Source organism: Neoroseomonas lacus (assembly GCF_014644535.1).
Taxonomy (GTDB): Bacteria; Pseudomonadota; Alphaproteobacteria; order Acetobacterales; family Acetobacteraceae; genus Neoroseomonas; species Neoroseomonas lacus.
The window spans coordinates 19,952-41,768 of sequence record NZ_BMKW01000006.1; the positions used below are offsets into that span (position 1 = coordinate 19,952).

The 21,817-nt window shown below is 64.6% G+C and carries 18 protein-coding genes; 11 read left to right on the forward strand and 7 right to left on the reverse strand.

Translation table 11 applies throughout. From position 1 onward, the window contains the following. Window positions 1-2: 2 nt before the first annotated feature. Entirely contained in the window at window positions 3-968 is a 966-nt protein-coding gene (locus tag IEY36_RS12665) for a GlxA family transcriptional regulator (RefSeq protein WP_188967446.1), read from the forward strand. Here the strand turns inward: IEY36_RS12665 and IEY36_RS12670 are convergent. The 3 genes from IEY36_RS12670 to IEY36_RS12680 form a co-directional block, all read right to left on the reverse strand. Then, window positions 913-2,115: an NAD(P)/FAD-dependent oxidoreductase gene (locus IEY36_RS12670; RefSeq protein WP_308423153.1), complete on the reverse strand. Its 1,203-nt coding sequence runs from the start codon at window positions 2,113-2,115 to the stop codon at window positions 913-915. The genes IEY36_RS12665 and IEY36_RS12670 overlap by 56 nt on opposite strands. Next, the gene (locus tag IEY36_RS12675; protein ID WP_188967448.1) at window positions 2,112-3,524 is read right to left on the reverse strand and encodes an ABC transporter substrate-binding protein; all 1,413 of its coding nucleotides are present in this window, start codon (window positions 3,522-3,524) and stop codon (window positions 2,112-2,114) included. The genes IEY36_RS12670 and IEY36_RS12675 overlap by 4 nt, the downstream gene beginning before the upstream one ends. A gap of 158 nt (window positions 3,525-3,682) precedes the next feature. Further along, window positions 3,683-4,663 carry a dipeptidase gene (locus tag IEY36_RS12680; RefSeq protein WP_188967449.1) on the reverse strand — a complete coding sequence of 327 codons (981 nt, stop codon included), beginning with the start codon at window positions 4,661-4,663 and terminating at the stop codon, window positions 3,683-3,685. 480 nt (window positions 4,664-5,143) lie between these two features. On the opposite strand from IEY36_RS12680, the gene IEY36_RS12685 reads away from it, so the two are divergent. From IEY36_RS12685 to IEY36_RS12725, 9 genes are all read left to right on the forward strand, one after another. Further along, window positions 5,144-6,034, forward strand: coding sequence for an IclR family transcriptional regulator (locus IEY36_RS12685; RefSeq protein WP_188967450.1), 891 nt, complete (start codon window positions 5,144-5,146; stop codon window positions 6,032-6,034). Then, window positions 6,031-7,023, forward strand: a complete 993-nt coding sequence (locus IEY36_RS12690) for a Bug family tripartite tricarboxylate transporter substrate binding protein (protein ID WP_188967451.1) — start codon at window positions 6,031-6,033, stop codon at window positions 7,021-7,023. The genes IEY36_RS12685 and IEY36_RS12690 overlap by 4 nt, the downstream gene beginning before the upstream one ends. A 34-nt stretch (window positions 7,024-7,057) precedes the next feature. Further along, the gene (locus IEY36_RS12695; protein WP_188967452.1) at window positions 7,058-7,450 is read left to right on the forward strand and encodes a nuclear transport factor 2 family protein; all 393 of its coding nucleotides are present in this window, start codon (window positions 7,058-7,060) and stop codon (window positions 7,448-7,450) included. A gap of 64 nt (window positions 7,451-7,514) precedes the next feature. Continuing rightward, window positions 7,515-8,864 (forward strand): LLM class flavin-dependent oxidoreductase, encoded by a 1,350-nt coding sequence (locus IEY36_RS12700; protein ID WP_229681287.1) that lies wholly within the window; start codon window positions 7,515-7,517, stop codon window positions 8,862-8,864. Between the two features lie 105 nt (window positions 8,865-8,969). Beyond that, window positions 8,970-10,430 (forward strand): NAD-dependent succinate-semialdehyde dehydrogenase, encoded by a 1,461-nt coding sequence (locus IEY36_RS12705; RefSeq protein ID WP_188967453.1) that lies wholly within the window; start codon window positions 8,970-8,972, stop codon window positions 10,428-10,430. 36 nt (window positions 10,431-10,466) lie between these two features. After that, on the forward strand, window positions 10,467-11,450 hold the full coding sequence (locus tag IEY36_RS12710) for an NAD(P)H-quinone oxidoreductase (protein WP_188967454.1): 984 nt from the start codon (window positions 10,467-10,469) through the stop codon (window positions 11,448-11,450). A gap of 725 nt (window positions 11,451-12,175) precedes the next feature. Further along, entirely contained in the window at window positions 12,176-12,736 is a 561-nt protein-coding gene (locus IEY36_RS12715) for a hypothetical protein (protein WP_188967455.1), read from the forward strand. A gap of 788 nt (window positions 12,737-13,524) precedes the next feature. Beyond that, entirely contained in the window at window positions 13,525-14,331 is an 807-nt protein-coding gene (locus tag IEY36_RS12720; RefSeq protein WP_188967456.1) for a helix-turn-helix domain-containing protein, read from the forward strand. 171 nt (window positions 14,332-14,502) lie between these two features. Beyond that, window positions 14,503-14,808, forward strand: coding sequence for a hypothetical protein (locus tag IEY36_RS12725; RefSeq protein WP_188967457.1), 306 nt, complete (start codon window positions 14,503-14,505; stop codon window positions 14,806-14,808). Window positions 14,809-14,981: 173 nt separating this feature from the next. Here the strand turns inward: IEY36_RS12725 and IEY36_RS12730 are convergent, their stop codons facing one another. Together IEY36_RS12730 and IEY36_RS12735 are read right to left on the reverse strand one after the other, a co-directional pair. Next, window positions 14,982-18,068, reverse strand: coding sequence for an efflux RND transporter permease subunit (locus IEY36_RS12730; RefSeq protein WP_188967458.1), 3,087 nt, complete (start codon window positions 18,066-18,068; stop codon window positions 14,982-14,984). Then, complete coding sequence (locus IEY36_RS12735) at window positions 18,065-19,123, reverse strand: efflux RND transporter periplasmic adaptor subunit (protein ID WP_229681319.1); 1,059 nt, start codon at window positions 19,121-19,123, stop codon at window positions 18,065-18,067. Before IEY36_RS12735 ends, IEY36_RS12730 begins: the two co-directional genes overlap by 4 nt. A 371-nt stretch (window positions 19,124-19,494) precedes the next feature. Between IEY36_RS12735 and IEY36_RS12740 the strand changes: the two genes are divergently transcribed. Then, complete coding sequence (locus tag IEY36_RS12740; RefSeq protein ID WP_229681288.1) at window positions 19,495-20,211, forward strand: helix-turn-helix domain-containing protein; 717 nt, start codon at window positions 19,495-19,497, stop codon at window positions 20,209-20,211. A gap of 190 nt (window positions 20,212-20,401) precedes the next feature. Here the strand turns inward: IEY36_RS12740 and IEY36_RS12745 are convergent, their stop codons facing one another. Then, window positions 20,402-21,601 carry a cysteine desulfurase family protein gene (locus IEY36_RS12745; RefSeq protein ID WP_188967459.1) on the reverse strand — a complete coding sequence of 400 codons (1,200 nt, stop codon included), beginning with the start codon at window positions 21,599-21,601 and terminating at the stop codon, window positions 20,402-20,404. Beyond that, window positions 21,598-21,816 carry a hypothetical protein gene (locus IEY36_RS12750; protein WP_188967460.1) on the reverse strand — a complete coding sequence of 73 codons (219 nt, stop codon included), beginning with the start codon at window positions 21,814-21,816 and terminating at the stop codon, window positions 21,598-21,600. Before IEY36_RS12750 ends, IEY36_RS12745 begins: the two co-directional genes overlap by 4 nt. Between the last annotated feature and the right edge of the window lies 1 nt (window position 21,817).

Below are 21,817 nucleotides of genomic sequence, written 5' to 3' on the forward strand. Positions count from 1 at the left end.
ATATGACGGCCCGGATCGGAATTCTTCTCACGCCAGATTTCGGACTGACCTCGTTCACATCGATCGTGGAGGTGATGCGAAGCGCGAACACGCTGCAGGGGTCGGATGTCTACGCGTGGCAGATCATCGCGGCCGAGGCCGGCCCAGTCCTGAGCACGGCGGGTGTCGCCATCATGGCGGGGCCGCTGCCCTCGGAACACACCGCTTTCGAACGCATCTTCGTCCCGGCAGCCGGCAATCCCGCGCTGTATGACAATGCGAGGGTTCTGCAATGGCTGCGGCGCGCACATCGCCATGGCGTACAGGTGGTCGGTGTCTCTGGCGGCGCCTTTCTTCTTGCGAAGGCGGGCCTGCTCCATGGCCGGCGCTTCACAATCCACTGGGAGCATATTGAACCCTTGCTCGAGGCATTTCCGGACCTGACACCACAGCAGACCGTCCACGAAATTGACGGCAGCACGGTTACGGCAGCGGGCGGCATCGCCACCTTTGACCTGATGCTGACGCTCTTGGCGCAGGATCGCGGAGCGGCATTCTCCGCGCGTGTTGGTGACTGGCTGCTCCACACCGAGCATCGATCTGGCGCGCAATTACAGAGGTCTGATCCCGGCACGCGCAATGCGGTCGAGCATGGTGCGCTGGCCCGCGTGCTTGCGCATATCGAAGGCCATGCCCACGAACCGCTGACGCTCCAGGCGTTGGCAGCGAATGCCAGGCTGTCGAGTCGTCACCTGGAGCGCCTGTTTCAGCAATATCTCGGCCGATCGGTGCATGATCATTTGGTGGACGTCCGTCTGTCGCGGGCGCGGGTGTTGCTGCGCCAGACGCCGTTGGCGATCGGCGAGATCGCGATTGCAACTGGCTATGCCAGTGCCAGCCACTTCACGCAGATCTATCGCACGCGCTTCGGGATTACGCCGCGGGTGGAACGGCAGCAGGAACGGCGGCGCCTTGGACGTTTTCCGTGATGACGGCGCAGCGATTGGCGGGTGCGCCGCCGCCCGCCCAGCTCGGCACGCTCTCGGCCGACCGCTCGCCAGCGATGGCCTGCGCCACCGCACGCCCCATCAGGGCACCGAACTTGAAGCCGTGGCCGGAACAGGCGCTGATGATCCAGCCGCACTCCGCCAACGGCTCCACGATGAAGCGCTCATCCGCCGTCACCGTGTAGTAGCAGGCGCGGCAGTCCGTGATCCTATAGCTTTCGGCGTCACGAAGGTTTCCCGCGATGGCCGAATGCAGCCGCGCCACATCCTCCGTCCGGACATCGCGCGGCGCATCGGGATCCCCGGTCAGCGAAAAGCTGTGGTCGCCGATCTTCAGGCGCGTGCCCTGTCGCGGAGGCAGGATATACGCCCCGTTTGCACCTCGGGAGATGATGACTGGCGCGACGGCCCAGGCCGCCGCCATCGTGGCGGGTGGCTCCAGATAGATCACCGCCTGGCGCGACGGTACCGCCGCTCTGTCATAGGCCGGCAAAAGACGCCCCACCCAGGCTCCGGCGGCGACGACCACCAGGTCAGCTTCGTAGTCGCGGGCGTCCGCGGTCACCGTGCCCCTGACCGGATCGATTGCGGTGACCCGCGTGCGGGACAGCAACTGCGCGCCGTGTCGCGCGAGCCAGCGCACCAGATCCTCGACGATGCGCGAGGCAAAGAGGATCCCTGAACCCTGCGCCTCCAGGATTCGCGCGAAGGCTTCGACGCGCAGCATCGGAAATGACCGACGGGCGGTGGCCGGATCGATCTCGCGCAGGGCCAGCCCCGCCTCGGCCTGGGTCGCAGCTACAGCCTCGATCCAGCTCTCTTGCCCGCTGGACAGGAGGTGAATTGAGGGCGTCGGTTCGAGGTGGACGGCGCCGAGGTCTGACCATAACTCGTCCCAGGCGGCGAAGGCCTGCGGGATCAACCGGGCATAGCCCCGCATCTCGCCATAGGCGTGCCGGATGATGCGGTGTTCGTCGAAGGACGAGCCGAGCGGATTCGGCAAGTCGCCCTGCTCGATGACCGTCACGGCAAACCCACGTCGCGTCAGCGCCCACGCCGTGCACAACCCGGCGATGCCGCCGCCGGCGACCAGAATGCGTCCCTGCCGACGCGGTGCGCGCACCGTCACTGGCGTACCGCGTCCATCGCCAAGGTGTATTCATCCTCCCGCACGCTATAGGCGATGCCGGCCCTTGTGCCCCAGGTATTGATGGGGAAGTACAGAGGAATGATCGCCTGCTTGTCGGTGATCCCGCGGTCGGCCACCTGGCGCACCAACGCCTCCCGCGCGGCTTCATCGATGGTACGGCCGGCTTCGTCGATCAACGCATCGGTGCGGTTGTCGGAGAACTGTCCCCAATTCCCCGAGCCGATCCCGCGCTGTCGATCCTGCGTATGCAGGATGCGCTGCAACTGCGTCAGCACTTCGCTGCGCGCAGAAAGCGAACCGCTCAGCGTGGCGCTGAATTCATGCCGTGCGGCACGCGAGAAGTAGATGGCCGAGGGCATGGCATCGACCCGTGTGCGAATGCCGATGCGCGTCCACATCTGGCTTACCGCCTGCAGTACCTGCGCGTCGAGCGGGTAGCGGTTGTTCGGTCCCGAAAGAGCGAGGTCGAACCCTGCGGCCAGACCGGCTTCCTGCATCAGGCGTCGCGCCGCTGCGATGTCCGCGCGCGGCACCTCCGGCTGCGGCCGCAATGCCGGATACACCGTCGGTACCGCCTGGCCATGCAGCAGACGCTCGGTCAACGCCGCGCGGTCGATCGCCAGGGACATCGCCCGCCGGACGCGCACATCCTGGAGCGGATTGCTGGGCAATGGCCGACCCTGCGCATCCGTGACGTTGGGCGATTCGCTGCGCCCCACATCAAGGCCCAAATAGTAGAAACGTACGCCGGGGGCCGAAGACAATCGCAGGTCGTCGCGGCGCCGCAGTGTCTCGATATCAGCGCCGCTGACGAAGTTGATCATGTCGACATCGCCGGCCAGGAGGGCAGCGGTACGTGCGCCATTGTTGACGATTGGCCTGATGACAACCGACTGCCATTCTGGTCTGTTGCCGGCATAGGACGGGTTGCGCTCGAGGACGATGGCGCTGCCGCGGCTGCGGGACACCAGGCGGTAGGGGCCGCTGCCAATGGTGGCTGCGCCTGAATCATAGTCAGCTGTCGTCGCGGCGGCAGCCGTCGCACGGGACAGGATGGCGACGGAGCGCAGCGAGTGCATGAGCAGCGGCGCCGGTGCATTTGTTCGCAGCCGAAGCCGCCGCTCATCGAGCACCTCGACCGTGCTAATATCCTGCAGATACCAGCGAAAGCTCGACGGACTGCCCGGTACGTTGCGGGCGCGCTCGTAGGAGAAGGCGACATCGTCGGCGGTCAGCGGCCCGCCATTGTGGAACGTGACGCCGGACCGCAGGGTCACCTCCCACGTCAGGTCGTCAATGTTCGTCCACTCCAGGGCGACGTCAGCCACCAGCTCGCCTGCGGCGGTCAGGCGCGTCAGGGAACCGAAGATATGCTTCGCCAGTTCCATGTTCGGCGTCAGGTCGTAGAAATGCGGGTCCAGCGATGTCGCTTCGCTGGCGACGCCGATGCGCAGGGTCTGGGAGGCCGTCGGCTGCGCGAGGAAGGCCGCGACCGTCGCCGCGATCAGCGCCGCTCCGCGCCCACGCGATCTCATCTGTCGCGCGATCATTGCCAGATCCCCTCGGCCACGCGCAGGTAGTTCTCGCCAAGGATGCCGCGTGCCTCGGTCTCGCTGAAGCCGTTGTCAAGGAGGGCATCTGCCAGTTGCGGCATCTGCTCCGGCTCGAAGTAGTTCCAGGGTGGCGGCCGCAATGCCTTGCGGCCGGTCCAGCGATGCGGTGTCTTTGCGAAGTTGCGGTAGTGCTCGCGGGTGAAATAGACGTTGTCGATGCCGATCGCGACATGCTGGGGTCCTACGCTATCGGCGATATAGCGGATATGGCGCAGCATGTCGGCGACCTCGGCGGTGCCCTCCTCGCTCAGGAAATTGCCGATGCCGGTGACGCCGATAACGCCACCGGAGCCGGCACAGGCACGGATCAGATCGTCGGGGATGTTCCGTTCATGCCCGTGGACAGCGATGGCGTTGGAATGGCTGAAGATGACGGGTGTCGTGGAACATTCGAAGATGTCGCGGCACGAGGCATAGCCAGTGTGGGTGGCATCAACGATCATGCCGACCTGGTTCATCCGCCGGATCAGGCTGCGGCCGAAGCTGCTGAGGCCGGCATCGCTCTCCTCGAGGCAGCCATCCGCCGCGGCATTGCGCTTGTTGTAGGCGAGCAGCATCTGGCGCACGCCAAGGGCGTAGTACACCTCGACCATCTCCACATCGCCGCCGAGGCCGTTGCTGCCCTGGAAGTTGAACTGGATGGCCAGCTTGCCATCACGCTTGGCCTGGCGGATGTCAGGGACGGAGAGAGCGAGGCGATAGCGCTCGGGCTCGCGAAGGATACCGGCCCGGACCATGGCGAGGTGGCGCATCGTCTGCTCGATGCCGTGCCGGTCGCCGCTGAGTGACAAGGAGACTGAGGAGATGCCTGCCGCGACATAGCGCGGCAGGATCGTGTCGAGATCCTCGTAAGGCTCGCTATAGGGAAGGACCAAGTCGCAACTGATCACCGATTCCCAGAAGGACTGTCCCATCGCCGCATCCCCGGTTGCCGATGGTGCAGCCTAGAGGGAAGGTTGAGGCCCTTTTGTCGGTTTTGGGACACGCACCGACGATCACCATGTTCGCGGCGGCGTCCAGTCGATGAGCGGATCGGCCACCCACGCTGCGTCTGGACGTGACGGTTGATCACCTGAAGCGCGGCATCAGTCATGGGGCTCTGGGGCATTCGGCTGTTGGCGCTCCAACCGCCTCTCGCCTTTGCTTTGGGCCCGTCGCCGCAAGGCGGCTGAGACCAAGGCCAGGCAGCGTGATTCTGGCGGTTGGCCCGGCATGTCGCAGCTCGTGCGCGATGGAAGGGCTGGGTCGACGCTGGTGTTCATGGCCCTCGATCAGCGCGACCGTCCTCGCCCTTCGGGCATGGAAGCGGCTTTGCCGCTCGGTCGCGCAGGCCGGCAGTGCCCTCGGAGCCGAAGCAGTACGGCAACTGCGTCACCTTCAGGGGGGACGGACGCATGAACGTTGATCCTGATGCGCAGCACCAACGATCTCATTGTGATTCAAAAAATGAAAATGGAATTCCAAAACCATTTGACGATGAGGCCAGGCTGGCGCACATAGGGGGCATGAAGACGACCAAGACGCCCGAAGCTGGACAGGTGACCGTCGCCATGGCGCGTGGCCTGGAGGTGCTGCTTGCCTTCGCCGCCGACGACGAATGGCTTGGCAATGCAGAACTCGCGGCGCGAACCGGTCTGCCAAAGCCCACCGTCACCAGGGCCACGAATACCCTTGTCGAAACGGGCTTCCTCGAACCCGACCCGGCCTCCCAGCGCTTTCGCCTTGGCCCCTCGGCGCTGGTTCTGGCGGGGCGCGTGACAAACTTCGCCTCCCTGCGTGTCACGTTGCGGCCAATACTCCAGGGGGTCGTCAAGGATACCGGTGCCAGCGTCGGTGCTGTTCATGCTGACCGCGGTGAATTGACCTATTTCGAATACTGCCGGTCCGATGGGCCGATCGCGATTTCGCTTGGCACGGGTTCTCGCGTGGCCATGCTGCATTCGGCGGCTGCGTCGGCGATGCTTTCAGTGGCCGCACCCCTCGAGCGAGAGCGTTTGCTTGCTGATGCGTCAGTCCATGGCCCGGACGAGATGGCCGCCCTGGTGGCACAGGCGGCGCGTGGCGCAGCCGAAATGGCAGAGTTCGGCCACTGCCGGTCATTCGGGCTTTGGCACCCGCATGTGAATTCCATCGCCGTCCCGTATCGCGTTCCGGTGACGGGCATGCTCACGGCAATCACGGCCGCCGGTCCGATCTACGCGATGACGCCGGAACACCTGGTGAGCGTCGTCGCACCACGACTCCAGGCCGCCGTGGCGGATTTGCAAAGGAGATTCGGGCTATGACCAACCTGACCGCCCAACGCTCGCTGGGTCGACGCGCCGCTATGAGCCTCGCAGGGATGGCCCTTGCTTCTCCCGCGACGTTGCGCGCACAGACGCCAGTGTCCGGTCCCATCCGTGTCGTCGTCCCGTACTCGACGGGCGGTACGGCCGACTTGGTGACGCGGTCCGTCGGCGACCGCATGTCGGCCGCCCTCGGCGTGCCTGTGGTGCCAGACTATCGACCCGGGGCAAACCTGATGATCGGCGCCCAGATCGCAGCCACGGCGCCGCCCGACGGCCGAACGCTCTTCCTTGGGACGGGCACGAGCCACAGCCTCAATCCGCTGCTGCGCAGCAATCTCCCGTATCGGCCCGAGCAGCTGGTTCCGGTCATTCCACTGACCGAGAATGCCTATATCATCGTCGTACCACCCGACAGCCAGGCGCGCACGCTCGCCGAGTTCGTCGCTCTTGCAAGGGTCCAGCAGGGCGGGATGAACTTCGGCACCTTTGGCGCCGGAAACATCAATCACCTGGGTATGGAACTGCTGGCCCAGCTCTCCGGCATCACGATGAACAGCGTTCCCTATCGGATTGGCGTCCAGTCCGATGTGGATCTGATGGCGGGCCGCCTCGATGTGCTCATGACCACCTTGACGATCCTGCCGCATATCCGTTCAGGCGCGGTACGGGCACTCGCCGTCACCACGCCGCAGCGATATCCGCTGCTGCCCGAGGTCCCGACCGTCGCCGAACAAGGCTACCCCGGATACGACGTGCGCGGCTGGTTCTCTTTCTTCGCGCCAGCGGGCACGTCGGAGCAGATCCTTGCCCGCTTCAACACCGAGGCAAACGCGGCGCTGCGAGATCCCGCCGTTTCGGCCGCATTTGCCCCTCATGGCCTGACCCCGCTCGGCGGCAGCGCAGCCGATCTTGGCGCCATGATCGCCGCCGAGAATGCGCGTTGGGGCCCCATCATTCAGCGCCTCGGCCTTCGCGACAAAGTCTGAACTGCGCAACACGTCGTTCCAACAGGAGAAGCCCATGTCCGAGACCAAGACACCCCATGTCATTGAACTGATGGCCGAGGTGGGGAAGGCCTTCATTGCGCATGACGCGGCGGGCATCGCCGCGCATTTCGCCGAAGACGGCGTGTTCATCAATGCCGTCGGTGATCTTGCCGGCGACACCTATACTGGCCCCGAACAGGTTCGCGGATACTTCGAGAAGATCTTCGCCGAATCGCCGGACGTGGCGTGGAAGGCGCGCGCCGCACCGCTGGTCATAAGCGACACGCAGGCGGTGACGCAGTGGCACCGCACGGCGACAGGCCCCGATGGCGTCCGCAAGCAGTGGTTCGGCGTCGACATCTACGAGTTCCGCGGGCGTCAGGTGATCAAGAAGGACACCTACATCAAAGCGATCATCACCGGCTGACGATCGAGCCCGACCAGGACGGCCGCATCGGTATGGGCGGTGCCAGAGGCATTGGAGCGAAGACATGATGATACTGGGTGCAATTGGTGGTGCCCTGGGCGGCCATCTTGGCGGTTGGCGTCATCCGGATGCCTGGCCGCTCAGCATGATGCAGCTGTCCAACTCGATTGAGTTCGCGAAGACGGCCGAGCGCGGCAAGCTGCACATGATGTTCATGGCAGACGGCAACGGCGTCCGTCAGATGGACAAACCCGAGCTCTTCGCAGCCAACAGCCCGTCCGACCGGCCCTCCGTGTTCGAGCCTGTGACCCTCTACGCGGCGCTGTCTCAGCATACGAGCCGGATCGGCTTCGTCGGCACAGCGACCACGACCTATGAGGAGCCCTATACCCTCGCGCGGAAGTTTGGATCCCTCGACCACTTGAGCGGTGGGCGAGCGGCCTGGAATCTGGTCACGACGTCCAACGCGGAGGACGCGCTCAATTTCAGCCACAGCGAGCATGTCGCGCGCGACACGCGCTACGGGCGGGCACGCGAGTTCCTCGACGTCGTGCGAGGCCTTTGGGACAGCTGGGATGAGAACGCCTTCATCCAGGACAAGACCACGGGACGATATCTCGATCCTGCCGGCGTACAGGTCCTCAATCATCGCGGCGAGCACTTCGCGGTCAAGGGCCCGCTCAACATGGTGCGGCCGCCGCAGGGGCATCCGGTCGTATTCTCGGCGGGACAATCCGAAGCCGGCAAGGAACTGGCCGCCTATGGATCAGACGCGCTCTTCATGTCCGTCGCCAGCATGCAGGAGGGGCAATCTCTCTACGCCGACATCAAGGGACGCATGGGAAAGTACGGTCGATCGCCCGATCAACTCAAATTGCTGCCGGCGCTGAGCGTCCTGGTCGGCCGTACAGCAGCGGAGGCGGAGGCGCTTTTCGACGAGCTTCAGTCGCTCATCTCGCCGACGCTGGGCGTTGCCTACTTGTCCAAGATGATCGGTGCGGACCTGTCTGGCTATCCGCTGGATGGACCTGTTCCGGACGTTGCAGTGCAGTCAGTCGGTGGCACGGGAATCGGCACATCGATCCAGCAGATGGCGCTTCGCGAGGGCCTGACGATCCGGCAGGCGTACGAACGCATCCTGCCGCAGATGGGCGGCAATATGATCAAGGGCGACCCAGAGCAGATCGCCGCGGCCATGACGGAGTGGTTCACGTCCAAGGCCTGCGACGGCTTCATGATCACGCTACCGCTTCTTCCTCGCGGCTTGAACGACTTCGTCGATCTCGTCGTGCCCTTGCTGCAGCAGCGAGGCGTGTTCCACATGGATTATGAGGGACTGACGCTGCGCAGCAATCTCGGTCTGCAGCGGCCGATCCGCAGAATCGCAGCAGCCAAGACTTTGACAGCCGCCTGACGGGCGATTTCGTCCGAAGGCACCCTCGCCCCTCTTGATTCAATCCGGGTGGACCCGGCCAGTGCGTCTGGCCGGCCCGTCTCCCCACGTCGGACGACATCCAGCATGAACGCCATCGCTCCTGCCCACACGGCCAGCTGCTATGATGACCTTTACCTCTTCATCGGAGGCGAGTGGATCGGAGCGGCCGGACGCTCGACGTCGCCCGTGATCAATCCTGCGACGGGTCAAGTCATTGGCCATGTGCCGCACGCGACTGCCGTGGAAATCGATCACGCCCTGGAGGTCGCCGAGGGGAGCTTTCGAAGCTGGAGTGCCACTCCGCCTTATGAGCGCGCCAAGATCCTGAAGCGCGCCGCGGACCTGATCCGCGAACGTACCGCTCATCTCGAGTGGCTGATGACGACGGAAGAGGGCAAGCCCCTGGCCGAAGCCAAGTACGAGATCGCCAGCGCTGCCGACTACTTCGAGTGGTTCGCCGAGCAGGGCAAGCGAACCTATGGCCGCGTCGTGCCTGCCCGACGTCCCGGGGTCCAGCAATTTGTGAAGCGCCAAGCGATCGGGCCAGTGGCGGCGTTCACGCCTTGGAACTTCCCTGGCATCACGCCGGCTCGGAAACTTTCCGCCGCATTGGCCGCGGGTTGCTCCGTCATCATCAAGCCCGCCGAGGAATGCCCGGCCACCGCCCTGGGAATCGCCCGCGCACTGGACGATGCTGGGCTGCCGAAGGGTGTACTGCAGATGGTGTTTGGTGATCCGTCAGCGATCTCCTCGCAACTGTTGGCATCACCGGTCATTCGCAAGGCGACCTTCACCGGGTCGGTGCCTGTCGGCAAGTTGCTGGCAGCGCAGGCAGCATCCGGCGTGAAGCCCATCACGCTCGAACTTGGCGGTCACGGCCCGGTGCTCGTCTTTGACGATGCCGATCTCGATGAGGCCGCGCGGCTCGGTGCGGCGAATCGTTTCCGTGGGACGGGTCAGATCTGCATCTCCTCAACCCGGTTCCTGGTGCAACGCGCAAGCTACGCTGCGTTCGCCCAACGCTTCGTGGCTGCGGCCGAAGCGCTGGTGGTCGGAGACGGACTCGATCCGGCAACGCAGGTCGGCCCGCTCGGCAACCAGCGTCAGGTGGCTAAGGTCCAGGCGCTTGTTGAAGACGCACTGGCCCATGGCGCGACATTGCTCACCGGCGGCCGGCGGCTCGCACGTGACGGCTTCTTCTATGCCCCCACCGTACTCGCAGACGTGCCGATGCACGCGCGCATCATGCACGAGGAGCCTTTCGGACCCATCGCCGTGCTGCGTCCATTCGACACCATCGAGGATGGATTGGCTGAAGCGAACCGGCTTCCCTATGCCCTGGGCGCCTATGCTTTCACGACGAATGCACGCACTGCCATTGCCGTGGGCGATGGCTTCGAGGCCGGCATGATCGGCATCAATCACTTCAACATGATTGTGTCCGAGCTGCCGTTCGGCGGAATGCAGGAAAGCGGCTACGGCTCCGAGGGTGGCGAGGAGGGTATCGAGAGCTACCTCGTCACCAAGTTCATCAGCCAAGTGTGACGTCACCTGGTCGTCATCGGGCAAGGAGAAGCCATCGTGAAAGCAATACAAATCGACGAGTTCGGGGATGCGGACGTGTTGCGTATCGCCGAGTCGCCAGAGCCGGTGCTGCGGCCCGCGGACCTGCTCGTGCGCGTGCGCGCCGCTGGCGTTAACCGCGCGGATCTGACGCAACGCCGCGGTGGGTATGGTCGAGCCGACTTCGGAGACTCAACCATCATGGGCTTGGAAGTTGCCGGCGAAGTCATCGCGATCGGTCCTGAGGCTGCGGGCTTCGCTCTGGGCGACAGGGTCATGGCCGTGACCGGAGGTGGCGGCTATGCAGAAATTGCACGCATCGACCATCGCATGGCCATGCCGGTGCCGCCGAATCTGAGTTTCATTCAGGCAGCCGCGATCCCCGAAGTCTTTATCACGGCACATGAAGCGCTCTTTCATTTGGCGGATCTGCAACCCGGAGAGTCCGTGCTGATCCACGCGGCGTCGGGCGGCGTTGGCTCCGCGGCGGTGCAGCTTGCCCATGCCGCGGGGGCGCGAGTTCTTGCGACAGCGCAAGCCGGCAAGTTGGATCGCGTGCGGGAGCTGGGAGCCGACATCGCCATCGATCATCGCAACCAGGACTTCGCCGAGGTGGCTGCCAAGGAGACTGATGGTCGCGGTCTCGATGTGATCATCGACTTTATCGGCGCACCCTACATCGAGCGGAACATTCGATCCCTCGCCGCCGGCGGCCGGTTGATCCAGGTCGGCCTCATGGGCGGTGGGGAGGCAAAGATCCCGCTCGAAATCATCCTCTTCAGGCACATTCGGATCATTGGCACTGTGATGAAATCACGAACCGCAGCCGTCAAGCACGCGATGACCCGGCGCTTCAGGGAACGTTGGTACGAGGCACTTTCGACGGGTGCGCTGAGCCCTGTGATCGACAGCGTATTCCCCATGGCGGATGCCGCGGGGGCGCATCGCCGTATGGAGAGCGGCGACGCGTTTGGTAAGATCATTCTGTCCGCGGCTCAGTGATCGTCTTCGAGCGCAGCACGAGCTGCGACGCGGCTTCCTCTACGCCGCAGTTGATGACGATCATCTCCAGCCGCCGCTCGCTTCAGGTCATCCCGTTTCAAGGCACGTTGCACGCCAGGTGGGTCGTCCGGACACTTGTTGTGTGTCACGGGGAGCCGCCTTCCGCGCCATGCCGAGCGCGACCTGTGAGGCTCCTCGGTGCAAGTCCTGCCGGACTGGTCGTGCCCCAAACGTCGCTCAAAGCGCGCGGCGCAGTGGGCGCCGAGCGTGCCCAACACAGGGGGTGAGGACGAGTTCCTGACATTACCGCAGGCTGTCTCTTGGGGACACGCACACCCCGTCGGCGCCTGGTGTGCGGCGTCGCGCTTGAAGCGGTCCGCGCCGATGCAGCAAGTGATCGGTACCTATCTGTCAAAGCGCTTGCCGTTCGTGCCAACAGAAAACCTCCCGATCAATGTTGGAATATCCAGTCGGCGCCTTCGTAGAAAGTCGCTCTCGCCATCCGAGGAGATTTCCGATGCTGCTCACATGCCATTCGGCAGACAGGCAAATGGACAACACACGGAACTACGGCACCGCAAGGTGAGCCGATCATCGTAGGCGCGTCAGCCATGATCGCGAATCCTACCTACTTCGGAAGCGGCCAACGTACCAGGCTGCGCGGACAGGCATCACAGGGTCGGCACCGCGTCGACTTTGCACACTAACTTCGAAAGGAAAACACCATGAAGGTTCTAACGGACACGATTCTGTCCTTCTCCGCCTGCACGGCCGAGATCGATATCCCAGTGGACCAACTGGACATCGCGGAGTGGCTCTTTAGCTTGCCCGAGGCGGAGTATCAGCGCTGCTGCCCGCCAGACCACATCTCCTGTGGCACCACCCGCACCGATGATGGCCGACCGATGTCCATCAATGTCGAGATGATCGGCACAGGCCTAGTGATCCAGCACTACGTTGCCGAGGAATATGGCAAGGCCTACTGCCGGATGAACTCGATTTCGGATGTCTTCACGCCGAACGGGCGCACCCAGGTCAATGTGATCTGGGAGCTGCTCGCGGAGCCCCTGGAGGGCGGACGCACGCGCTATACCAATCGCGTGACGTCGCATCCGACCGACGCCTTCATGGCGTTCCTCGAACAGCACGGCATGACCTTCGAGGCAGCGGCCAAGGCCCGACAGGAAGCGGGCGGCGACCACAATGGGCGCGAGACCCCGTTGTTCGCGGCAAGCATCGCACGCAGGGCAAAGGCACGGATGAGTGCGCAGGTTCGAGCGGCCTGACGGCGCTGACTGAACCAGGGACACGGCGGGAGTCACCCGGGCGTGCTTGCAGCATGGCCGGGGCGTCGCAGCGAACCGCGCTTCTGACGATCGAGTTGCTCTACCGGATGGTCCCGTGTCGATGCAGAAGGTGCCGTACCGCGTCGCCACACAACCGAGCTTCATTCCATCCGGAAGGAGCTAGACGTTCAGGTTGCGCCGGCCACCGTCCTGTCGTGGATCCGAGACAGAGAGTTGCCCGTGGGAGGCGTCACCACGCCGTCTTCCGCGCGCTTCTACAATAATCATGGGGCGAGACCCTCAGACTGTGATGTGCGTCGCTGTTGCGAGAAGCGCTTCGGAACGACCCGGGATGAAAGCTGCAAGCCGCGAGCGCTGCCCCAGTGATCGACGACAACAATGCCGTCATGAAACGTCGCCGTGTCGAGGGCGGATGAGACGGTAAAATACTGAATAGAGGTACCTGTACACGACCGTCACAGCGTAACGCAGTGAAGGGATCCGCTTGGGCGGCGGCGGCCTACGCGCCCTATGAGCCCTCGACGGACAGATCGATCCCGGGTCCAGCCCAATCCAACCGTCAGGTCTGGACATTTTCGCGTTCACAGCACATGTCTTTTGGGGCGAGATAGTCGCGTCAATGCTATCGTCCCAACTTCAGCATGCCGAGTGAGAGGGACAGCGTTCCGGTGCGCCCGAAGGCAGTCTATGGCGAGAATCTGAGTGACCATTGGCGTGGTCACTGCGCCGTGTCTTCGATAACGGCCGGCGAGACGACGGCGGGCGCTGTGACCATCGCGCGCCTCACCGGCGGACGCGATTTCGGGTTCGTCGAGCCAGTGCCGGCCGAGGAGAGCTACGCGTTCTCGCTGGAGCTGATGAACTACCAGAGTGGCGAGCTCTGGCTAGATGGAAGAAGCACCCAACAGACAGAACTGGCGCGGAACAATAGCGTCTTCTTTGATCTGCGGCATCGCGTCGAAGCCAAGTTAGAAGATCCCTTTGACTTTCTGCACTTTCACATCCCGCGAGCGTATTTTGACGCGTTGGCGCGTGCCTCCGGGCTAGCACGTATCCAGGATCTGAACTTCACATCAGGTCGAGGAGTTTTTGACGAGACGATCCACCACATTGGGCAGGTTCTGTTGCCGGCAGTGGCTTCACCTCGCGAAGTCAATCGCCTCTTTCTAGACCATGTGATCACGGCGTTCTGCGTCCACGTGACGACGACTTACGGGGCACGTGTGGAACCCAGGACCACTGCGCGAGGGCTTTCGGAATGGCGCCTGAAGCGTGCCAAGGAACTAATCGAAAGCCAGCTTGATGGCAAACTTACTATTGCAGAGATCGCGCGCGAATGCGGCCTGACGCCGAGCTACTTCGCCCAGCAATTCGCCGAAGCGACCGGGATGACCCCGCATCGTTGGCTCCTGAAGGCGCGGGTCGATGCTGCAACCAGGCTGCTAGTCCAAGGGGCACTTCCGATCGCTGCGATCGCCATCGCCTGTGGGTTTGCCGACCAGAGCCATTTCACACGCACCTTCTCCAGAGTGACCGGCGTGACGCCCAAGGTCTGGCAGGATCGCTTCCGATAGATTTGCTGTGAGAATGGCCGGACCACACGCCCCCATCTCCCACCGGTCTGCGGGATCCTGTTCAATAATTCCATATCCCGTGCAATCCAGGAGCGTGGGAACCGGGCATGTTGGCGGCGGCGAGTGGATGACGCGTGTGCATCTCAAGACGACGGCTACTGGAGCGCCCAGATGAATGTCCTGACAGCCCATGACCGTGAAGCCGCGAAGTCGACTCTCGAGCGCCCTCCGGCATCACGACAGATGACTGATCTTGGACGCACACCGATGTATGGCGCGTGCACGGATCATTTGGTTAAGAACTCACTGACGGTGATCGCGCTTGGTGTCGATGCCGCACATCATTGGCTGAATCGCTCGCCGCCGAATATCGCGGAGGCAACACGGGTTCTTTCGCTCGCACGCGCAGCTTCGTCCAAGATCAGTCGTGCGATGTCAGGGGAATTGACGAAACTTGAAGAGCACGCTGGTGGCTGACGTCGGCTCACAATCGCCACGTCCGACCACGCGCATCTTCATCAAGGTGAACAGGATTGCCGGGGCGGCGCAAACTCGTTCAGGACCGCGTCGGCCTCAGGCGTCGCCATTTCGATTCGCGCCAGGTCATGTTCGTCAGCGGCGCGGCCAAAAGGCGCCGCGCCGCGATGCGCTTACGCAGGAGCAAGATCCTTCCCGCCCATACGAAGGCGGCTGAGGTAGAGATAGACCACCGGCGTCGTGAACAGCGTAAGGAGCTGGCTCACCGCGAGCCCCCCGATCATCGCGAAGCCGAGCGGCTGCCGCAGTTCCGCGCCGGTTCCCGTTGCCAGCATCAATGGCAGCGCGCCAAGCAACGCCGCCGCCGTCGTCATCAGGATGGGACGAAAGCGCAACAGGCAGGCGTCACGAATGGCATCGACCGGCGGCTTGCCCTGCTCCCGTTCCGCCGCGAGCGCGAAATCCACGAGCATGATGCCGTTCTTCTTCACGATGCCGATCAGCAGGATCAGGGCGATCATCGCGATGATGTCGAAATCATAGCCACCGGCCCAGAGCACCAGCACCGCCCCGAGTCCCGCCGAGGGCAGGGTCGACAGGATGGTGAGCGGATGAACGAAGCTCTCATAGAGAATGCCGAGGATGATGTAGACTACAACAAGCGCGGCCAGGATCAGCACCGGCACGCTCCTCAACGACGATTGGAAGGCCTGTGCGTTGCCTTGGAAGCTGCTCCGCAGGCTGCCCGGCAGCCGCAGCCTGGACATCGCCTGGTCGATCGCCGTCACCGCGTCACTCAGTGCGACGCCGGCTGCCAGATTGAAACTAAGCGTCACCGACGGGAAGAGGGCCTGGTGATTGACCGCGATGGGTCGCGTCGGCGCGCTGCTCCACCGGGCGAATGAGGAGAGCGGCACCTGTCGGCCCGTCACGGGGGAGGTCATGAAGATCCGCTGCAACGCTGTCGGTGCCGCCTGGATCGCCGGCAGGGCCTCCAGGACCACGTGGTAGAAATTCGTCTGCGTGAAGGTCTGGGCCGCCTGCCGTTGCCCAAAGGCGTCGTACAGCGTGCTGTTGATCTGCTGCGGCGTGATGCCGTAGCGGCCGGCGGCGTCGCGATCGATCTCGATGGTGAGGGTCGTGCCGCCGGTCTGCTGGTCGCTGGCGACGTCGCGGAGCTGCGGCAGCGCACCGAGCGACGCGAAGATTCGCGGCGCCCAGAGATCCAGCTCCGCGGCGTTCGCATCCTGCAAGGTGTACTGGTACTGCGTGCTGGCAAGACGCCCGCCGACATTGATGTCCTGGACCGATTGCAGATACGTCCTGGCGCCCTGCACGGCGGCCAGTTCGGGGCTCACGCGCCGAATGATCTCGCCCGCTGATGCCTGGCGCTCGTCGCGCGGGGTAAGGCTGATGAACAGACGTCCCTGATTCTCCGTCAAGCCTGCTGCACTGCCAAGGCTCATGCCGACGGTCGCCACATCCGGATCATGCCGAACGATATCGGCCAATCGCAGCGAGATGCGCTTCATTTCCTCGAAGGATGTCTCCGGCGATGTTTGGATTGTGCCGAGGATCAGCCCAGTATCCTGCTGCGGAAAGAAGCCCTTGGGAATCTGCACAAACGCCACGCCGGTCGCGACGATCGTTGCGAAGAACAGCATCAGCATCGCGGGCTGATGCGCCAACGCGACATCCAGCATCCGTCGATAGCCATCCTGAATCGCGTTGAAGGCAGCTTCGGACAGCCGGTACAGCCTGCCATGGCGCTGCGTCGCATCATGGGGTGGCAGCATGCGGGCGGCCATCATCGGCGTCAGCGTCAGTGAGACGATGACCGAGACGAGGATGGTTGCCGTGACGGTCACCGCGAATTCGCGGAACAGACGCCCAACGATGCCCGGCATCAGGAACAGCGGGATGAACACCGCGACCAGCGATATGCTGATCGAGACGATGGTGAAGCCGACCTCCCCCGAACCGCGCAATGCCGCCGCAAGGGGCGACAGGCCCGATTGCGCGTGCCGCTCTATGTTCTCAAGCATCACGATGGCATCGTCCACGACGAATCCGACCGCGATGGTCAGCGCCATCAGCGACAGATTGTCCAGACTGTAGCCGAGCGCATAGAGCACCGCGAAGGACGCGATGAGGGCGAGCGGCACCGAGACCGCCGGGATCAGCGTCGTGCGGAGATTGCGCAGAAAGACGAAGATGACGGCGACGACCAGGCCGATGGTCAGGACCAGGGTTCTCTGCACATCCGCCACGGCGGCACGGATGGTCTGTGTCCGGTCGCTCAGCACGGTCACCGTCACGCTGGGCGGAATGGCGGCTTGCAGCGCGGGCAGTGCCGCCTTGATGCGATCGACCGTGGCGATGACGTTGGCGCCCGGCACGCGGCTGATGGCGAGCATGATGGCTGCTCGGCCATTGGCATAGGCGGCAAGGCGGGCATTCTCGGCCGCATCGACCGCCTGGCCGATGTCACGCACACGGACCGGAGCGCCGCCTCGATAGGCGATGATGGCGTCATTCCATTGCGCCGCCGCCAGCAACTGGCTGTTGTCATAGATGACGAAGGACCGCGTGCTCCGTTCCAGCGAACCCTGCGGCGCGACCGTGGTCAGGGCCGCGATGGCGCTGCGCACATCCTCGAACGACAGGCCGAGCGAGGCGAGTTTCGCGGTATCGATCTGGATGCGCACCGCGGGCTTCTGCTGGCCGTTGACGCCGACCTGGGCGACGCCCGCTATCTGCCCGAGGTGTTCGGCGAGGATCGTCTCCGCATAATCATCGACCTGGGTCAGTGCCAGCAGGTCCGATTGGACGGCCAGCACCAGGATCGGCGCGTCAGCCGGGTTGACCTTCCGGTATTGCGGCGGCGACGGCAGGTTGCCCGGCAACTGGCCGGCCGCCTGGTTGATCGCGGATTGGATGTCGAGAGCCGCGCCATCGATGTTGCGGGTCAGGTCGAATTGGACCGTGATGGCGCTGCTGCCCAGCACGCTGCTCGATGTCATGGAGGTGACGCCGGGGATTTGCCCGAACTGGCGCTCCAGCGGCGCGGTGACGGAGGTCGCGATGATTTCCGGGCTGGCCCCGGGGAGCTGGGTCGTGATTGCGATGGTCGGGAAATCGACCTGCGGCAGTGGCGCGACGGGCAGCAGCGGATAGCTGACGACGCCGAGGAACAGCAGCGCCATCATCAGCAGGATGGTGGCCACCGGGCGCGCGATGAAGGGGGCGGAGATGTTCATCGGGCCGGCCCGCCCTGGGTTCCGCCCGTTACCGTGACCCGGCTGCCGGGCTGCAGGCGGAACTGGCCGTTGGTGACGACCGTCGTGCCGACCGGCAAGCCACCATCCAGCACGGCAATGCCGTCGGCGATACGCGCCACCTGTACCGGCTGCGGCGCGACGGTCTGGTCAGGGCGCACAACGTACACCCAGTAACCGTCTGGCCCTCGCTGAATGGCTGTCGATGGCACTGTCGGCACCGCGTGATCGACGCGCAACAGCAGGCGGACCGTGACGAACTGGCCCGGCCACAATGCCCCGTCTGCATTGGGCAGTTCCGCCTTGAGCTGCAACTGCCCGCTCGCCGGGTCAATCTGGTTGTTCACCAGCAGCAAGGTGCCCTCACCGAGCCGGCGGCTCGATTGCCGTTCCATCACAGTCACGCGCAACGGCCCGGCGGCCATCGCGCGACGGATGTCGGGCAGGGTCTCCGCGGGCAGCGTGAAGATCGTGGCGATCGGTCGCACCTGCGCGATCACCACGATCGTGGTGGCCTCCGCGGCCCGCAGCAGGTTCCCGGCATCGACTTGCAGGATGCCGGTCAGGCCGCTGATCGGCGCGGTCAGCGTCGTGTAGCCGAGCTGGATGCGGGCGCTCGCGATGGTGGCGTCGTCGCCCTGCAGCTGCGCCTGCAATTGGGCGACCAGCGCCTGCTGGTTCGTGAGCTGCTGGCGTGACGCGAAGTCGTCTCGCGCGAGATCCGCATAGCGCTGCAGGTTGAGCTGTGCGTTGTGAAGCAACGCCTCGTCCTGTGCCTTGCGGGCGAGCGCCTGGTCCAGCGCCGCCTGGTAGGGGCGCGGGTCGATCTGCGCGAGCACATCGCCGGCATGAACCTCCTGGCCTTCCCTGAAGCGGATCTGCTGGAGGATGCCATCGACCTGCGCCCGCAGAGTGACGGTGTTGAGGGCCTGCATCGAGCCAAGGCCGTCGAGCGTGAGCGGGACATCAGCCATTCGGAGCGGCGCGACTTCGACAGGCACCGGCTGCGCCATGGCGACCTGGACAAGCGTCGTCATGGCCAGCACCAGGATGGCGAACAGATGTGAGGGAAGCGCCAGCTTCATGTCGTGATGTCCCTGCCGAAGGCCATACCAACATATCCCCCGATGAATCGGCACACACTGTGCGCCAACCTACACCGCTGGGTCCGTGGTATCGGCGAAGGCTAGGCGCGGGCTGCCCGCAGGTCTGCCGTTGCGCGGGCGCGGATTGTCGAATCGGCACGATTTCTGTGTAGCGGCGATCTGTCGTCGTCCTGCCATGGTCGAACTCATACCTTGGTTTACCTTCGGTACGCCAAGGTGCGAGCGCGACGACCCGGCGTAGAATGTCCTCGCGATCCAGCCTGCCGTCAGATGTGTCCATCGAGATGATGAAGGCGATACCGATGGCCCAGTTCAATGCAACGACGTCCGAGACCACCCTCGATCGCGCAGGCCTCGGCGGCATCGCGCATCTCGACGGCGGAGACGATTGTCCGGACGCCACCATGGCGCACTTCGTCCGCGCCCTGCTGCCATCCCAACAGGCGGAGGCGGTGCTCAGCGGCTTCTACACCGAGGCCTTCCACGCCAGCCTGCTCGACCGCCTGGCTGCGCTGCGCGGAACCGGATCGCAGGACAGCCGTCGGCGCGTATCGCCGCTTCCGAAGTGGAAACTGCGCAACGTGGAGGCGCATGTCGATGCCAATATCGGCGAGCGGATCCTGCTGTCCGATCTGGCGGTAAGCGCGGGGCTCAGCGAGATGCACTTCGCCGCGCAGTTCAAGCTGGCCACCGGGCAGCGTCCGCACGACTACGTCACGCATCGTCGCATCCAGCATGCGCGCCACATGTTGATAGAGACGCGCGAGCCGATCGTGCAGGTGGCGCTCGCCGTTGGTTTCCAGACCCAGGCGCATTTCACCACGGTGTTCAAGCGGGTGGTCGGCATGACGCCGAACGCCTGGCGCAAGGCCGAGCGGGACCGCAGAGCGACGATGCCGCCCGTGGCGATCGCTGAGCATCGCGTTGTGTCCGGCGGCGCACAGTGGCAGCCCTTCGCCGCGATCCGTGGTGAGCATGTCTGCGCCGCGGAGCAGAGGGCGTCGGCCGGCGAACGCTGACCGTCCCTCGTTGAAGGGCCGGCTGAAACCAGGCCCTCGAAGCGACGAACACGGACAGTATCGGGCGCGCCAGCCTTACAGGGCTGACGCGGCCGGTCCCTCGAGCCATGGTCCGAAGCTTACTCACCCGCCATGATCCTGACTCCGCGCGACGCCTGTTGGCGCGTTCCGCATGCGCCATGTCCGCGCCTCAGCCAGGGCTCTCTGCGGCGCGGATGATGGCCCGCGCCGCCCCGACCACCTCCTGCCTCGTGGTGAAGCGCCCCAATCCGATGCGCAACGCGCCGAGCGCCTGTGCATCAGTCAAGCCGATCGCCTGCAGCACCGGCGAGGGATGCAGCGCGCCCGAACCGCAGGCCGAGCCGGAGGATATCGCGACGTCGTTCCGCAGGAGGTAGATAAGGTCGCGCGCCACCAGCCGCGGCCAGCCAAGATTGAGATTGCCGGCCAGCCTATGGGTCAGGCCACCATGGATGCGGAGCCCCGGAATGACGCGCAGCCTTTCGAGCAGAAGTTCGCGCAGGGCCGCGATCCGTTGCGGTTCCTCCGGCAGTGCGCGGAGCGCGAGCGCGGCGGCCATCCCAAAGCCGACGATCAGTGGAACTGGCAATGTACCCGGTCGCAGGCCCCGCTCCTGACCAGCGCCGAACAGGATCGGGGCAAGCCGGTCGCGCGAATCCCTCGCGACGATGAGCGCGCCGACGCCCTGCGGTCCATAGATCTTGTGCGCGGACAGGCTGATGAAATCTGCCTGCAGACCGGCCCGCGATATCGGGATGCGACCTGCCGCCTGCGCGGCGTCAACATGCAGCAGTATGTCATGCCGCTTCGCCAGCACGCCGATCTCCTGGATCGGCTGGATCGCGCCAATCTCGTGATTCGCGAACGCCATGGAGATCAGGCCGGTGTCCGGCCGGATGGCTGCCGCAACTTCATCGGGGTGGACAAGGCCATCGCCGTCCACTGGCAGATACGTGACAGTGCCGCCGCGGCGGGCATACTCGGCCGCACAGGCCAGAACCGATGCATGCTCGATGGACGTCGTGATGAGGTGACGCCGCGCGCCCGTCTGCGCACCGAGCAGCGCGAGATTGTTGGCCTCGGTGGCGCCGGACGTGAACACCACATCGGCGGGACGCGCGCCGACCAGCGCCGCGACATCGCGCCGGGCGCCCTCGACGGCCGATTGGGCACGCCATCCATACGGGTGCTCGGCCGATCCGGCATTGCCGAAGAACGCGCCCAGAAAGGGTAGCATCGCCTCGCGCACGCGCGGGTCGACCGGCGTCGTGGCGTGATGATCGAAATACGCCGGCGGCCCGGACCGCGCCACATCATCGACGCCATCGATATCGCCGGCAAGGCTCCACAGGATCCGGCTGTCGATCATCGCGCCGCAGTCCCATGTGCACCGCCGCCGCCGGGTGGATCGCCCGCTCCGTCCTGATCCGCGGCTGGCTGGACGAGCGAAACCGGATCGCTGGCCGGGAACGTCTCGGACAGCGCCTCATAGAGAAGGCGATCAGCCATCGCGTCCCGCATCTCCTCGGCTCGCCTGTGGGCTGCTACGGCGTCATCGGATGCTGCGTTCAGGGTCTGCTCCATC

Coding starts and splice junctions, on each gene's coding strand:
- IEY36_RS12750 (WP_188967460.1), bottom strand. CDS start 21,816: ATGGAGCAGACCCTGAACGCAGCATCCGATGACGCCGTAGCAGCCCAC.
- IEY36_RS12730 (WP_188967458.1), bottom strand. CDS start 18,068: ATGAACATCTCCGCCCCCTTCATCGCGCGCCCGGTGGCCACCATCCTG.
- IEY36_RS12695 (WP_188967452.1), top strand. CDS start 7,058: ATGTCCGAGACCAAGACACCCCATGTCATTGAACTGATGGCCGAGGTG.
- IEY36_RS12735 (WP_229681319.1), bottom strand. CDS start 19,123: ATGACGACGCTTGTCCAGGTCGCCATGGCGCAGCCGGTGCCTGTCGAA.
- IEY36_RS12705 (WP_188967453.1), top strand. CDS start 8,970: ATGAACGCCATCGCTCCTGCCCACACGGCCAGCTGCTATGATGACCTT.
- IEY36_RS12715 (WP_188967455.1), top strand. CDS start 12,176: ATGAAGGTTCTAACGGACACGATTCTGTCCTTCTCCGCCTGCACGGCC.
- IEY36_RS12725 (WP_188967457.1), top strand. CDS start 14,503: ATGAATGTCCTGACAGCCCATGACCGTGAAGCCGCGAAGTCGACTCTC.
- IEY36_RS12675 (WP_188967448.1), bottom strand. CDS start 3,524: ATGGAACTGGCGAAGCATATCTTCGGTTCCCTGACGCGCCTGACCGCC.
- IEY36_RS12665 (WP_188967446.1), top strand. CDS start 3: ATGACGGCCCGGATCGGAATTCTTCTCACGCCAGATTTCGGACTGACC.
- IEY36_RS12685 (WP_188967450.1), top strand. CDS start 5,144: ATGAACGTTGATCCTGATGCGCAGCACCAACGATCTCATTGTGATTCA.
- IEY36_RS12700 (WP_229681287.1), top strand. CDS start 7,515: ATGATGATACTGGGTGCAATTGGTGGTGCCCTGGGCGGCCATCTTGGC.
- IEY36_RS12740 (WP_229681288.1), top strand. CDS start 19,495: ATGGCCCAGTTCAATGCAACGACGTCCGAGACCACCCTCGATCGCGCA.
- IEY36_RS12690 (WP_188967451.1), top strand. CDS start 6,031: ATGACCAACCTGACCGCCCAACGCTCGCTGGGTCGACGCGCCGCTATG.
- IEY36_RS12680 (WP_188967449.1), bottom strand. CDS start 4,663: ATGGGACAGTCCTTCTGGGAATCGGTGATCAGTTGCGACTTGGTCCTT.
- IEY36_RS12745 (WP_188967459.1), bottom strand. CDS start 21,601: ATGATCGACAGCCGGATCCTGTGGAGCCTTGCCGGCGATATCGATGGC.